At 66.4% G+C, this 12,326-nt stretch carries 14 protein-coding genes; 5 read left to right on the plus strand and 9 right to left on the minus strand.

Annotated elements, in window-relative coordinates; translation table 11 throughout:
- The 3 genes from JQ507_06275 to JQ507_06285 are packed head-to-tail and all read right to left on the minus strand — an operon-like array spanning position 1 to position 4,756.
- The gene (locus JQ507_06275; protein ID QRI73213.1) at positions 1-2,811 is read right to left on the minus strand and encodes a DUF4159 domain-containing protein; all 2,811 of its coding nucleotides are present in this window, start codon (positions 2,809-2,811) and stop codon (positions 1-3) included.
- On the minus strand, positions 2,811-3,752 hold the full coding sequence (locus tag JQ507_06280) for a DUF58 domain-containing protein (GenBank protein ID QRI71108.1): 942 nt from the start codon (positions 3,750-3,752) through the stop codon (positions 2,811-2,813). The genes JQ507_06275 and JQ507_06280 overlap by 1 nt, the downstream gene beginning before the upstream one ends.
- Positions 3,752-4,756, minus strand: coding sequence for a MoxR family ATPase (locus JQ507_06285; GenBank protein QRI71109.1), 1,005 nt, complete (start codon positions 4,754-4,756; stop codon positions 3,752-3,754). The genes JQ507_06280 and JQ507_06285 overlap by 1 nt, the downstream gene beginning before the upstream one ends.
- 252 nt (positions 4,757-5,008) lie before the next feature.
- On the opposite strand from JQ507_06285, the gene JQ507_06290 reads away from it, so the two are divergent.
- Genes JQ507_06290 through JQ507_06305 form a run of 4 tightly spaced genes read left to right on the plus strand, consistent with a single transcriptional unit; the run spans position 5,009 to position 7,831 of the window.
- Positions 5,009-5,650 (plus strand): DUF1285 domain-containing protein, encoded by a 642-nt coding sequence (locus tag JQ507_06290; GenBank protein ID QRI71110.1) that lies wholly within the window; start codon positions 5,009-5,011, stop codon positions 5,648-5,650.
- Positions 5,647-6,318 (plus strand): CoA pyrophosphatase, encoded by a 672-nt coding sequence (locus JQ507_06295; GenBank protein QRI71111.1) that lies wholly within the window; start codon positions 5,647-5,649, stop codon positions 6,316-6,318. Before JQ507_06290 ends, JQ507_06295 begins: the two co-directional genes overlap by 4 nt.
- Entirely contained in the window at positions 6,315-6,578 is a 264-nt protein-coding gene (locus JQ507_06300; GenBank protein QRI71112.1) for a hypothetical protein, read from the plus strand. The genes JQ507_06295 and JQ507_06300 overlap by 4 nt, the downstream gene beginning before the upstream one ends.
- Positions 6,575-7,831, plus strand: coding sequence for a CCA tRNA nucleotidyltransferase (locus JQ507_06305; GenBank protein ID QRI71113.1), 1,257 nt, complete (start codon positions 6,575-6,577; stop codon positions 7,829-7,831). The genes JQ507_06300 and JQ507_06305 overlap by 4 nt, the downstream gene beginning before the upstream one ends.
- A gap of 92 nt (positions 7,832-7,923) precedes the next feature.
- On the opposite strand, the gene JQ507_06310 is transcribed toward JQ507_06305, so the two are convergent.
- From JQ507_06310 to JQ507_06335, 6 genes are all read right to left on the minus strand, one after another.
- On the minus strand, positions 7,924-8,202 hold the full coding sequence (locus tag JQ507_06310; protein ID QRI71114.1) for a DUF2158 domain-containing protein: 279 nt from the start codon (positions 8,200-8,202) through the stop codon (positions 7,924-7,926).
- A gap of 104 nt (positions 8,203-8,306) precedes the next feature.
- Positions 8,307-9,047: an HAD family hydrolase gene (locus JQ507_06315; protein ID QRI71115.1), complete on the minus strand. Its 741-nt coding sequence runs from the start codon at positions 9,045-9,047 to the stop codon at positions 8,307-8,309.
- Complete coding sequence (gene hemF, locus JQ507_06320) at positions 9,038-9,934, minus strand: oxygen-dependent coproporphyrinogen oxidase (GenBank protein QRI71116.1); 897 nt, start codon at positions 9,932-9,934, stop codon at positions 9,038-9,040. Before hemF ends, JQ507_06315 begins: the two co-directional genes overlap by 10 nt.
- A gap of 2 nt (positions 9,935-9,936) precedes the next feature.
- Positions 9,937-10,302 (minus strand): 6-carboxytetrahydropterin synthase, encoded by a 366-nt coding sequence (locus tag JQ507_06325; protein ID QRI71117.1) that lies wholly within the window; start codon positions 10,300-10,302, stop codon positions 9,937-9,939.
- A gap of 91 nt (positions 10,303-10,393) precedes the next feature.
- Positions 10,394-11,026, minus strand: a complete 633-nt coding sequence (gene queE, locus JQ507_06330; GenBank protein ID QRI71118.1) for a 7-carboxy-7-deazaguanine synthase — start codon at positions 11,024-11,026, stop codon at positions 10,394-10,396.
- 10 nt (positions 11,027-11,036) lie between these two features.
- Complete coding sequence (locus JQ507_06335) at positions 11,037-11,507, minus strand: tRNA (cytidine(34)-2'-O)-methyltransferase (GenBank protein ID QRI71119.1); 471 nt, start codon at positions 11,505-11,507, stop codon at positions 11,037-11,039.
- A 278-nt stretch (positions 11,508-11,785) separates the two neighbouring features.
- Between JQ507_06335 and petA the strand changes: the two genes are divergently transcribed.
- Entirely contained in the window at positions 11,786-12,316 is a 531-nt protein-coding gene (gene petA, locus JQ507_06340; GenBank protein QRI71120.1) for a ubiquinol-cytochrome c reductase iron-sulfur subunit, read from the plus strand.
- The last annotated feature ends 10 nt before the right edge of the window (positions 12,317-12,326 follow it).

The following is a 12,326-nucleotide window of genomic DNA, read 5'->3' on the forward strand; positions in this document are numbered from 1 at the left end:
TTATTGTCCCAGCCGCTCGATCAGGGCGGGTGCATGCACCTGGTCGGCCTTGTAGTTACCCGTCAGCGTGTACATCACGATGTTGACGCCGGCGCGGAAGGCGAATTCGCGCTGGCGCGGCTCGCCCGGCGTCAACGGCAGCATCGGCTGGCCGTCGGGACGGATCGCCCAGGCGCCGGCGAGATCGTTGGAGGTGATGATGATCGGTGAGACGCCGTCGCCGCCGCGCGCCGGCCGCTGCGCGGCTTCTTCGTCGTCTTCGCGCGGCAGCGCCTCGACCCAGGTCTGTCCGGTGTTGAAGCGGCCGGGGAAGTCGCGCAGCAGATAGAACGTCTTGGTCAGCACGTGCTCGCGCGGCACCGGCTCGAGCTCGGGCACGTCGAGGGTCGACAGCAATTCGCGCAGCGTCTGCATGCCTGGCGTCTGCGACTCGCCGTTGTCGCCCGGCGGCGCCTCGACGGCATCGCGGGTGTCGAAGATCACAGTGCCGCCCTGCTTCATGTAGGCGTCGATCTTGTTGATGGCATCCTGCGGCGGCTTCGGCGCGCCCGGCACGATCGGCCAGTAGATCAGCGGGAAGAACGCCAGCTCGTCGCGCGCGGGATCGATGCCGACGGGATCGCCGGCTTCCAGCGCGGTGCGCTGGCCGAGGAACAGCGTCAGTCCGGACATCCCGGCCTTGACGATGGAATCGACGTCGGCGTTGCCGGTCACGACATAGGCGAGCCGCGTCTGCGAAACGGCCTTGATCGCAAAGTCGTCGCTGCTGCTGTTCTGCGCGCGCGTCTGCGATGGCACCATCATCGTCGCAAGGACGAAGGCGAGCGCAAGCACCGCCGGCGCGGCGCGCCTCCGGATCAGTGCGGCGAGGCCGCCGCCGAGCATCGCCACCACGATGGCATCGAGCAGGAACAGTGCCAGCGCGGTCGACAGCATGATGCCGCGCAGGTCTCGCGGCTCGGCGTTGGTATACGTCGCATGCTTGGCGCGCAGGCCGGAGGTGTCGAGCGGCGCGATGCGGTCGGCAGAGGCCAGCGTGTTGACCGCGATCGGGCTCTCGACGGTGCCGTAGAAGCCGGGCGGATGGTCCGCGGTGCCGCGGTCGCGATAGTCCGCCGACATCGGCTTGGCGGTCGAGGGTGGCGGGCCGAAGGCGCCGAAACCATCGAGCGTGCGCAGCGGCGCAACCGTTTCGGCATTGGGATCGCTGGCAACGCCCGGTCCGGGCTTCGAGGTGTAGCCGGACATATCGATCAGCCGGCGCAGCATCTCGACGAAGGTGCCGGACATCGGCAGGTCCGACCAGCGCATATCGGCGCCGACATGGAACAGGCTGACCACGCCCTTGCCGCGATGCTCGCCGGTGACGAGCGGCGTGCCGTCCTCCAGCGAGGCCCAGCTCTTGGTTGCGAGCACGGCGTCGGGCTCGGCCAGCACCTGGCGGTTGACGGTGATATCCTTCGGCACAATGAGACCCGCGAACGGACCATCGGCGGCGAACGAGGCCATGTGTTGCGGCTTCTCCCAGGTCAGGCTGCCGCCGAGCGTGCGTCCGCCGCGGCGCAGCTTGACGGGAACGAGGTCGTCATCGGCCTGCGCGAGCCGGGGCCCGGCGAAACGCACCAGCACGCCGCCTTGCTCGATCCAGGCGTTGAGCCGGTCGCGGATTTCCGGCGACAGCGTGCCGACATCGGCCATCACGATCATCGGCAGCCGCTGATCGAGGAACTGCCCGATCACCTGCTGCGGCGCGCCGCGATCGCCGAGCCTGACGTCGGCGAATGGCGACAGCGCGCGGGAGAGATAGAAGGTCGACGCCAGCAGCGGCTGCGCGGTGTCGCTGCTCGCGCCCGACACGACGCCGATGGCGCGGCGGCGCCAGCGCCGGTCGAGCAGCTGCACGGCGCCGGCCGAGTGCTCGCCGGCGATTTCGAGCCGCGCGATGTCGTTGCGCAACTCGACCGGAAGATCGAAGGCGGCTTCGGTCTCGCGCTCCTGCGGGCCGAATGCGTAGCGGGCCTCGCCGATCGGCGAACCCTTGGCGTCGACCGCGCGCACCGTCCCCGCAGCAATGCCGCTCTCGGTGCGCAGCACCTTCACCGTCATCTTGGCGGCGGCGTTCTCGGCTGCGACCAGTGCCTGCGCAGATTGTGCGCCGCCGGCGTAGATCGTCAGACTGCGGTTCTCGATCACCTTGCCGAGACCTTCGGTGAACTCGCTGCCGCGGCCGGTGTCGACGCCGTCGGACAGCCAGGCGATGTCGCAGTCGCCGGTGGATTTGAGGAAACGTTCCAGCGTCGCCAGGGTTTCAACGCGATCGATCGAGTAGGGCTTCGGCGCAAGCTGGCGCAACGCGACGCGTGCGGCGCCGGCCGGCATCAGCGTGATGTCGCGCGCAGGCTCGGACAGCGGCACCAGCGCAACGCCGCGGCGGTCGCTGTCGGCATTGGTGATGAGCTCGTCGGCAGCCTTGATCCGCGCATCCCAGCTCGAGGCCGCGCTCCAGCCGTCGTCGAGCAGGATCACCAGCGGCTGCTTGCCGGCGGCAACGCCGGTCTGCGGATTCCATATCGGCCCGGCGGCGGCGAGGATGACCAGTGCCGCCGCGGCGAGCCGCAGCAAGGTCAGCCACCACGGCGTGCGCGACGGCGTCTCTTCCTTCGGCGCGATGTCGAACAATAGCCGCGTGGGCGGGAATTCGACGCGGCGCGGCCGCGGCGGCATCACGCGCAGCAGCCACCACAGCACCGGCAGGCTGACCAGCCCCAGCAGCAGCAGCGGTTCGGCGAAGGAGAGGGGGAGGCCTGCGATCATGCGCTGCGTCCCGCCTTGACGGTTGAGCGGCCGCCGCCCTTGCTCACCATCATGCCGGCGTGCAGGAACAGCAGCAGCTCGGCCGCGGAGCGGCTGGTGGTGTGGGTCGAGAACAGCCAGTCGAGCCGGCCGGTCTCGGCACGGATCTGCTCGCGATGCAGCGCGACGCGCGCGACATAGTCGCTCGCCCAGCTCTCGGCCCGGCCCGCGGTGATGACACTGCCGGCCTCGGGCTCGACGAATTCGACACGGCCGGAATAGGGGAAGGTCTCTTCGGCGGGATCGACGACCTGGATCAGCGTGCCGTGCGCGCCGGAGGAGGAAAGCCCGGCAAGCATCGTCGTGATCTCAGCTATCGGCGACCAGAAATCCGACAGCACGACGACTTCGGCCAGCGACGACGGCACGAAGGACGGCGGCAGGCTCGCGCGCGTCGTCTCGTCGTGCAAGATCGCTTCCGCCATCTTGTCGATCACGTTGAGGCTTGCGGTCGGGGTCATCAGGCCGGGAATGCCGACGCGCTCTCCGCCGGCCACGAGCAACTCGGCCAGTGCGAAGGCGACGATCAGTCCGCGCTCCAGCTTGCTGTCGCGCGCATCGCGTGAGGCAAACGCCATCGAGGGCGACCGGTCAGCCCAGATCCACACAGTGTGCGCGGCCTCCCATTCCTGCTCGCGCACATAGAGATGGTCGTCGCGTGCCGAGCGGCGCCAATCGACGCGCTGCGACGGCTCGCCGGAGACGAAGCGGCGGTATTGCCAGAAATTCTCGCCCGAGCCGGCGCGGCGGCGGCCGTGCAGGCCATGGATGACGTTGGCCGCAACACGGCGGGCCTCAAGCACCAGGCGCGGCAGCGACGCGGCGAGCGATCGGCTTTCGCCATCTGCACGTCGGACCGCCAGGATCTCCTCGTTCTGGTGCCTGTTGTCAGCCGCCATCAACCGATCCGCGTCTTCAATTGCTTGATCACGTCCGGAATGGTGCGGCCCTCGGCGCGCGCCGAGAAGGTCAGCGCCATGCGGTGCTTGAGCACGGGCTCGGCGAGATCGAGCACGTCGTCGATCGACGGCGCGAGCCTGCCGTCGAGCAGCGCGCGGGCGCGAACCGCCAGCATCAACGCCTGGCTGGCGCGGGGACCGGGTCCCCACGCGATCAGCTTGCCGGCCTCGCCGCCCTCGGTGCCGGGGCGCGCGGCGCGCACCAGCGTCAGGATCGCTTCGACGACGGAATCGCCGACCGGCAGGCGCCGCACCAGTCGTTGTGCCGTGAGCAGCGTCTCCGCATCCATCGACGGCTTGGCATGCGCCTCTTCGGCGCCGGTGGTTTCGAACAGGATGCGCCGCTCGGCGTCGCGATCGGGATAGTCGACGTCGATTTCCATCAGGAAGCGGTCGAGCTGCGCTTCGGGCAGCGGATAGGTGCCTTCCTGCTCGAGCGGGTTCTGCGTCGCGAGTACGTGGAACGGCTTCGGCAGATCATGCCGCGCGCCGGCAATGGTGATGTGCTGCTCCTGCATGGCTTGCAGCAGCGCCGACTGGGTGCGCGGGCTAGCGCGGTTGATCTCGTCGGCCATCAAGAGCTGCGCGAACACCGGGCCGGAGATGAAGCGGAACGAACGCTTGCCGGTGGAGCTCTCGTCGAGCACCTCGGCGCCGAGGATGTCCGACGGCATCAGGTCGGGCGTGAACTGGATGCGCTTGGCGTCGAGCCCGAGCGTGACGCCGAGCGTCTCGACCAGCTTGGTCTTGGCGAGGCCGGGCACGCCGATCAGGAGCGCGTGGCCGCCGGACAAGATCGTCACCAGCGTGTTCTCGATCACCTGGTCCTGGCCGAAAATGACCGTGGATACCGCTTCCTTGGCGGCCTTGATCTGGCCTGCGACCTGCTCGGCCGAACGGACGATCACGTCCTCCAGTTTCTCGACGCTATCTGCACCAGCCATCCGATCCGCTCCTTCTCGGCGATGCGCGCATTGCCGCGCCGGCATCTGTCGTCATCTCTTGGTCGTCATCGCTTGGCCCGCATGCTAAACCTATGCGAAGGCCATGTATTCGTTGAATTAAACTATCCCCACCTTATCGGCATTTCAGGGTATGAACGGCATCACGATGTGGCGAGAATGACATCCCGACCACATCTCAGGATACGTGCACCAAATGTGCCAGATTGAGGGTAGGAAACTTTAAGGCAAACAATGGCGAAGCAAGGGCAGGGCGATTCCGGCAGTGAAACTACGGGCATCGGAGGCAAGGGCCTCGAAGGCCTCACCACTGCTGCCAACCGAGCTGCGACATCGGGGCCGGCCGGACGCAAGGGCCTGCCGCCGGTTCATCTGTGGAATCCGCCGTTCTGCGGCGATCTCGACATGCGAATCGCGCCTGACGGCACCTGGTTCTACATGGGAACGCCGATCGGGCGTCCCGCGCTGGTGCGGCTGTTCTCCACGATTCTGAAACGCGAGGACGGCAAGCACTTTCTCGTGACGCCGGTGGAGAAGGTCGGCATCCGCGTCGACGACGCACCGTTCCTCGCGGTGGAAATGCAGACCGAGCAAGACGCGCGCGGCCGGTTGCTCAGGTTCCGGACCAATGTCGATGACTGGGTCGATTGCGAGAAAGGCCACGGCCTCAGATTCGAAGCTGCCGAGGATGGCGGATTGACGCCCTATCTGCACGTCCGCGCCGACCTGTGGGCGAAGGTCACCCGCGCGCTCTACTACGATCTGGTTGACATGGGCGAGGAGCGGATGGTCGATGGTCAGGAGATGTTCGGCATCGAGTCCGGCGGCGAGTTTTTCGCGATGGCCGATGCCAGTCAGGTGAGGGGCGCACTTTGAACGAGCCGTTGCTGAAGGTGAAGCCGGCGACGATCAGCTCGACGGAATTCTTCGCGCGGGCCCGCAAGCGGCTCAGTTTCGAGGTGCCGCCGGGCCTGGTCGATCCGCATATCATTCCGCGCACCGGAGATTCCGGCACCGACCGGATGCTCGAGATCGTCGCCCAGGAGCAGCCGGTGCGGCCGGCCGCGGTGCTGATTCCGGTGGTCGATCATCCCGAGCCGACCGTGCTCCTGACGCAGCGTTCGCCGAATCTGTCGAGCCACGCCGGCCAGATCTCGTTTCCCGGCGGCAAGATCGACGCCACCGATGCCTCGCCGCTCGACGCCGCGCTGCGCGAAGCCTGCGAAGAAGTCGGCTTGAGGCGGGAATTCATCGACCCTGTCGGCTATCTCGACCTCTATGGCACCGCATTCGGCTTCCGCATCCTGCCGACGGTCGCCAAGGTGAAGCCGGGATTTACGCTTGAGATCAACGAGGCCGAAGTCGTCGACGCATTCGAGGTGCCGCTCGCTTTCCTGATGAACCCCGAGAATCATCAGATCCACACCAAGGAATTCCGCGGCATGGACCGCTCCTATTATGCGATGCCGTTCGCCGAGCGTTACATCTGGGGCGCGACCGCGGGCATTCTGCGCGTGCTATATGAGCGGATCTATCTGTCATGATCCGCACGGTGTTGACCGAGATCGGAATCTTTCTGGTCCCGTTCGCGGTCTATGCCATCTTCCTGATCGCGACGCGGTCCGGCGTGACGCTGCCGGCGTCCTGGCCGCTCCACATGATCGCGAAGCTGACTCTGGTGGCATTGGTGATGGTAATCGTGAGTTTCGTGGCGCTGGCCGAATTGACCGGCGCGCCACCGAACTCGACTTATGTTCCCGCTCACATCGAGAATGGCAGGCTGGTGCCCGGAGTTGAGCGATGAGCGAAGTGCGCTTGTTGTCCGACGCGCCATGGCTCGCTTCGGGGCCTGCGGCGCGCGTGCTCGGCCTGCTCAATGCCGACGGCGAAGAGGCGCGGGTGATCGGCGGCGCGGTGCGCAACGCGCTGATGCGGATTCCGCTTGCCGACATCGACATCGCCACCACCGCGCTACCGGACGAGGTCGTTCGCCGCGCCAAGCGGGCGGGCATCAAGAGCGTGCCGACCGGCATCGAGCACGGCACGGTTACACTGGTTATCGACGGCCACCCATTCGAAGTGACGACGCTGCGCGAGGACACCGAGACCTTCGGCCGCAAGGCCAAGGTGGCGTTCGGGCGCGACTGGGTGCGCGACGCCGAGCGGCGCGACTTCACCATCAACGGCCTGTCGGTCGATACCGCTGGCGTCGTGCATGACCACGTCGGCGGCCTTGCCGATATCGCGGCGCGGCGGGTGCGCTTCATCGGCCATCCCGCGCAGCGGATTGCCGAGGATTATTTGCGCATCCTGCGCTTCTTCCGCTTCCACGCCGCCTATGGTGTGGGCGAGGTCGATCGCGCCGGCTATCTCGCCTGCATCGGCGGGCGCGCCGGTTTGACCGGTCTGTCGGCCGAGCGCATCCGCATGGAGGTGCTCAAGCTCGTGGTCGCGAACGGCGCCGCCGGCGCGGTGGTCGCGATGGGCGATGGCGGATTGCTGCAGCCGCTGTTCGGTGGTGTCGCCTATACCGGCCCGTTCGCGGCAATGATCGAGATCGAGAAGTTGATGGAGCTCGCGCCGAGCGCCGTGCGCCGGCTCGCCGCGCTGACCGTTGCCGTGACCGAGGACGCGCGACGCATCGCAAGCCGGTTGCGGCTCTCCAACGCCGAGGCCAAGGCGCTGGATTCGATGGGCCATCGCTGGTGGCGCCTGCCCGGCATGGACGAGGCGCATGCCAAGCGCAGGCTCTACAGGCTGGACGAGGGGCCCTATCGTGACCGGCTGCTGCTCGCCTGGGCGCGAACCGGTGTGGGCCGCGATGTCGACCACTGGCGCGCGCTCGCCACGTTGCCGCAACGCTGGCGCGCGCCTCACTTTCCGTTGAGGGCGTCGGATTTCATCGCGCGCGGTATTGCCGAGGGGCCGGCGCTCGGGCATGTCCTGACGCTGGCCGAGGATGCCTGGCTTGCGGCGGACTTTCCGCTCGATCCGCAGGTGCTGTCCGGCATCGCCGACCAGACCGTCTCCCGTTTCACCCGCGATCACCGCCTCTGAATTTTCGTACCGCCGAGTTCATCGGCGGCACGGTAACGAACGTCGCATGGAGACGATGCCGCACGGGCGAGGCGGCATCGCGCCGACAGATCTCACGCCGCCTTGCGCTTCTTCTTGCGGTCGCCGTCGTCATCCTCGTCTTCGTCGTCCTCTTCTTCCTCGTCGTTGTCTTCGTCCTCGTCGTCTTCTTCCTCGTCATCTTCAGGATCGAGTTCGGTCGATTCGAGTGCGACGAGCGGCAGAGTTTCGCGAAACAGGTCGCCGTCCGTGCCCATCCAAAGACACTCGACCTTGTCCTCGTCGACTTCCACGACCGTGATCGGATGGCCGCCGGATTTCAGCATGACGACATCGCCTGGTTTCAGTTCCATGATCTTCCCTCCGCGCATGATGACGCGGACGGCACGCTAGCGGCCGGTGATGACAGTCAAATCACGGCCGGCGCCGGCTTCGATGGAATTGACGTGGAAAACGGCTATTTGTGTCTGGCCGGAACCAGCTCGGTCAGCGAGCGGACGATGCGGTCGGGCTTGATGGTCGATCCCGGCGGCAGCCCGACACCGTGCACATCCATCCAGACCGCGTAGATGCCGAGCCGCTGCGGCGCCACGACTTCCCACTCCAGATTGTCGCCGATCATCCAGGTATCAGACGCGGTGACGCCGAGCGCGTCCATCGCGTGCAGATAGGCGCGCTCCTCCGGCTTGCCGAAGCCGTGCTCGCCCTCGATCTGGATGTGATCGAAGCGATGGCCGAGCGCGAAACGCTCGACCTTGGCGCGCTGCATGTCGGCTGCGCCGTTGGTGACCAGCGCGAGCTTGATGCCGAGCGCCTTGAACGCATCGATCGCCTCATGCGCGCCGGGGAAGACGAACATCTCCTCTTCGCGATAGGCGGTGAAGCGATCGGCGATGCGGTCGGCGAGATCGTCCGGCAGCGTGCGGTGGCCGGCTGCGGCGAGCTGGGCGAAGCCGCCCTTCACGGTCAGCCGGCGCGCCTCGCCGAGCTTGATCCGCCAGATCGGCTCGGCGGTCGACCAGAATTGCCGTGCAGAGGCCAACAAGGCGGTTGCGACCATGTCCGGGGGCAGGGGCGCCAGCTCCGCCGCGAATTCAGCGGTGATCGCATTCCAGGCGATCTCGGGACGTCCATAGGCCGACAGGATGGTGTCGTCCATGTCGATCAGCATCGCGCGCGGCAGCTTGGTTACGGCCATTTCACCTCCGGCGGCAGCGAAGACAGGATCGAATCGACATTGCCGCCGGTCTTCAGGCCGAAGATGGTGCCGCGATCGTAGAGCAGGTTGAACTCGACATAGCGCCCCCGACGAACCAGCTGCTCGTCGCGGTCCTCCGCGGTCCAGCCGGCCGCGAAATTGCGCCGCACCAACTCGGGATAGATCTTCAGGAAGCTGCGCCCGACATCCTGGGTGAAGGCGAGATCGGCCTTCCAGTCGCCGCTGTCATGCCAGTCGTAGAAGATGCCGCCGACGCCGCGGGCTTCCTTGCGGTGCGGCAGATAGAAATAGTCGTCGCACCATTTCTTATACTTGTCGTAGTCAGCGACGCCGTTCGGTCCGGTGCATGCCGCTTTCATCGCGGCATGGAAGGCGACCGTGTCGGGATCTTCCTGGGTGCGCCGCCGGTTGAGCACCGGCGTCAGATCCGCGCCGCCGCCGAACCAGGCCTTGGTGGTGACCACGAAACGGGTGTTCATGTGCACGGCGGGCACGTTCGGATTGCGCAAGTGCGCGATCAGCGAAATGCCCGACGCCCAGAACCTCGGATCATCGGCGGCGCCGGGAATCTGGGCGCGAAATTCGGGAGCGAACTCGCCATGCACGGTCGAACAGTGCACGCCGACCTTCTCGAAGAGCCGCCCTTTCATGATCGACATCACGCCGCCGCCGCCGGGCTTGCCGGTATGGTCGGTGCGATCCCAGGGGGTGCGCACGAACCGGCCGGCGTCGCCGGGATAGAGCGCTGCGGGGGCATCGTCCTCGAGCTGCTCGAACGCCGTGCAGATCTCGTTGCGCAGCGCCTCGAACCAGCCGCGCGCACGCGCCTTGCGGTCTTCGATGATGGCGGGGTCTGTGGGCAGCATGACTAACCTTGCGGGCCGAAGTAAGTGCAGCTTTCGTTGCAGCTGTCGCGGTGGACGCTGACGCGGGTCAGCTTGCCCGCGTGCTGCAACCGCTCCCAGATGAAGCGCGAGAGGTTCTCCAGCGTGGGTACGCCGATCGCCTCGATCTTGTTGAGGAACTTGTGGTCGAGCGTCTTCTGCACCTCGGCCATGGCGCGTTCGAGCAGGCCGAGATCGATCACCATTCCGGTTTTCGGGTCCGGCGTGCCGCGTACGGTGACTTCGGCACGAAACGAGTGGCCGTGGATCTCCTCGCTGGCGGCACCAAAGGTCGTTCCGGACAGCGCATGCGCAGCCTCGAACCGAAACGCTTTCGTCAATTCCCACATCTCTCTCAACAATCCAGTTCTGTCTTGTCTCTAGTTTGGTTGCGTTTTCTTGATGCGAACCGGTTCCCACTTCGCTTGAAAACGCTCCGGTTCATCTGATCCCGAGCGTCTTGTGCGTCTGCACGCTGAGGCGCCATTGCGGGTGCTTCAGGCAGTAGGCGATCGCCCGCTCGGTATTCTCGATCACGTCGGGTCCGTCCATCGGCTGCAGCGAGAAGCGCTCGAACGAAAGCCCCGCAAAGTCCTCCGGCGCGTTCTCCGGCTGCGGATAGACCAGCTTGAGTTCGTGCCCACTGCGCACCACGAGCTCGGCTGCGGCCTTGGGGCTGACGCAGATCCAGTCGAGCCCGTCGGGCGGCGCGATGGTGCCGTTGGTCTCGATCGCGATCGCAAAGCCGTGGCCGTGCAGGGCCTCGATCAGGGCGCTGTCGACCTGTAGCAGCGGCTCGCCGCCGGTCAGCACCACGTAGCGGTCTGCCTCGCCCCCGGTCCATTGCGCGGCGATGGTGCCGGCGAGCTCGGCGGCGTCGGCATAGCGGCCGCCGAGCGTGCCGTCGGTGCCGACGAAATCGGTGTCGCAGAACCGGCAGACGGCGCCGGCGCGGTCCTGCTCGCGGCCGCTCCAGAGGTTGCAGCCGGCAAAGCGGCAGAACACGGAGGCCCGGCCCGCATGGGCGCCTTCGCCCTGCAGGGTAAGAAAGATCTCCTTGACCGCGTAGCTCACCAAAAATCCCTTAAGTTGCCGAACCGGCAGATAGCGAACGGGTCTGCCGGAGCGCCTCGCCGACGGCCATGGCCGCCGTGACGGCCACATTGAGTGAGCGCATGGACGGCCTGATCGGAATCACCAGCCGGGCATCCGCGGCGGCCACCACCGCGTCGGTCACCCCCGCCGTCTCGCGCCCGAACAGCAGGACATCGGAGGCCGCATAGTCGAAATCAAGGTAGGATTTCGCCGCCCTGGTCGTGAACAGCACCAGCCGGCATCCTGCCTCGGCCCGCCATTCCTCGAATTTCGACCATGAGTCGTGACGCTTCAACCGCACATGGTCGAGATAGTCCATACCCGCCCGGCGGAAATTCCGGTCCGAGGTGTCGAATCCCGCCGGTTCGATGATATGGGCTGCCACGTCCAGGCAGGCGCAAAGGCGCAGAATCGTCCCTGTATTCTGGGGAATGTCGGGCTGGAACAGCGCGATCTGCATGGTGCGGACGACCTGTGAAATCCGGATGAAATTGTCTCAATAAAACATCGCTCGGCGCGGATTTCGTGCATTGCACGTGTGCGAGCCGATAGCGGGCTTGCGCTCGTCCGGCAAGGGTGCCAATAGAACGATTCTGGACTGCTGTTCCGCCATTTGGGGTGGGGAATGGCAGTTTTCTGCCGCCGCGGGGGCCGCGGGCGCCGGCAGCCTTTCTTGAGGCGCTTCCCAGCGTCTCCGGGGCGGTTCCACCGGCTGCAGAAAAGAAAGGGCTAGGAATCGTGACGACAGCGTCTTCGGCGGACCATCCGACACGCCGTGATTTTCTCTTTGTTGCAACCGGAGCTGCCGCCGCGGTCGGCGCAGCCGCCACCGTCTGGCCGCTGGTTGCCCAGATGAACCCGGACGCCGCGACGATCGCGGCCGGCGCGCCGATCCAGGTCGACCTGGCGCCGATCGCCGAGGGCCAGGACATCAAGGTGTTCTGGCGCGGCAAGCCGATCTACATCAGCCATCGCACCAAGAAGCAGATCGAGGAGGCTCAGAAGGTGCCGCTCTCGAGCCTGCCCGATCCGCAGCCCGACTCGGCCCGCGTCAAGGCCGGCCACGACCAGTGGCTGGTGGTGATCGGCATCTGCACCCATCTCGGCTGTATCCCGATCGCCCATGAGGGCAATTACGACGGTTTCTTCTGCCCCTGCCACGGCTCCCAGTACGACTCCTCCGGTCGTATCCGCCAGGGGCCGGCGCCCGCCAATCTGGCGGTGCCGCCCTACGCCTTCCTTTCCGACACCAAAATCCAGATCGGCTAAGTCCCGGACC

This window comes from Bradyrhizobium sp. PSBB068 (genome assembly GCA_016839165.1).
Classification (GTDB): Bacteria; Pseudomonadota; Alphaproteobacteria; order Rhizobiales; family Xanthobacteraceae; genus Bradyrhizobium.